This is a genomic window from Streptomyces sp. SID3212 (assembly GCF_009865405.1).
Classification (GTDB): Bacteria; Actinomycetota; Actinomycetes; order Streptomycetales; family Streptomycetaceae; genus Streptomyces.
In genome coordinates, this window is sequence record NZ_WWJY01001091.1 from 1 (window position 1) to 1150 (window position 1150).

Below are 1150 nucleotides of genomic sequence, written 5' to 3' on the forward strand. Positions count from 1 at the left end.
AGGTCCTGAACGCGACGTAAAACATGCAGTGCAGGACACGGCCCCTGCCCGGCCCCCGGCAACAACCCGCACAGGGTCACCGGGCCGCAGCGGGCAAAATCAAGCCCGTCCGGCGATTGAGGACAATCAGTAAGCCGCGCCCCCAACCGACCGCAACCGTCACGACAGCAGCGCCACCAGCAGGGTCCCCAACCGCGTCACCCGGTCTCGTGGGACGCCCTCCGCCACCGCCCGGGGCAACGCCTCGTCCACCCCGTGCACTACCGACAAGTGCCGGTCGCCTCGGCTGAACGCCGTGTACACCCACGGACGGCTCAGCCCCTGCGCCGCGTCCCCGGGCAGGACCACCACCGCCGCCTCCCACCGCATCCCGGCCGCCTGGTGGGCCGTGAGTGCCCAGCCGTGCCGGACCGCCGACTCCACCCGGTCCTTCGGCACCACCACCGCCGCGCCCCCGCACTCCAGGTGCAGACCCTCCGCGTCGGCCGAGACGACCGCGCCCTGGAGCGTCCTGCCGGGTGCCGGTACGTAGGCGATGCGGTCGCCCGGGTCGAAGCCCCCGAACCGCCCGGGGCCGGGGTTGAGCCGCTCCTTGAGTGCCGCGTTGAGCGCGCGGGTCCCGGCCGAACCGCCGTGGCCCACCGTGATCACCTGGGTCTGCCCGGCCGCCAGGCCGAACGCGCGCGGCACCGAGTCCGCGACCAGCTGCACCGTACGGTGCACCGCCTCGCCCGCGTCCCGTACCGGCACGATCACGACCTCCTTGCCGGGGGCCGCCACCTGGTTCAGCTCGCCGATGCCGATGCCGGAGACCAGCTCACCGACGGGCCCGGGGTCGGGGGTACGGGACGCGATCTGCGGGCACACCCGCGCGGCGAGCAGATCGCCGAACACCCGGCCCGCGCCCGCCGACCAGAGCACCCCGGGGTCCCCGCTGAGGACCAGCCGGCTGCCGTCGGGCAGGGACTCCACGAGCATCGTGGCCGTCTCGACGTCGAGCTGCGGCGCGTCCAGTACGACGAGCAGGTCGAGGGCGAACATGCCGTCCACGTCCCGCCCCGGGCCCTCCGCGCCCGCGAGCAGTCCGGCGACGGTCACGGCGTCCCGGCCCGCGTCACCCCCCGCGTCACCCTCCGCGCCGCCCAGCCTC

At 74.8% G+C, this 1150-nt stretch carries 1 protein-coding gene; it reads right to left on the minus strand.

Annotated features, from left to right (window positions below):
• Nucleotides 1-159 precede the first annotated feature (159 nt).
• Nucleotides 160-1150 (minus strand): ATP-dependent RecD-like DNA helicase (locus GT042_RS32405; protein WP_161312261.1); only part of this gene is annotated, 991 nt, incomplete at its 5' end.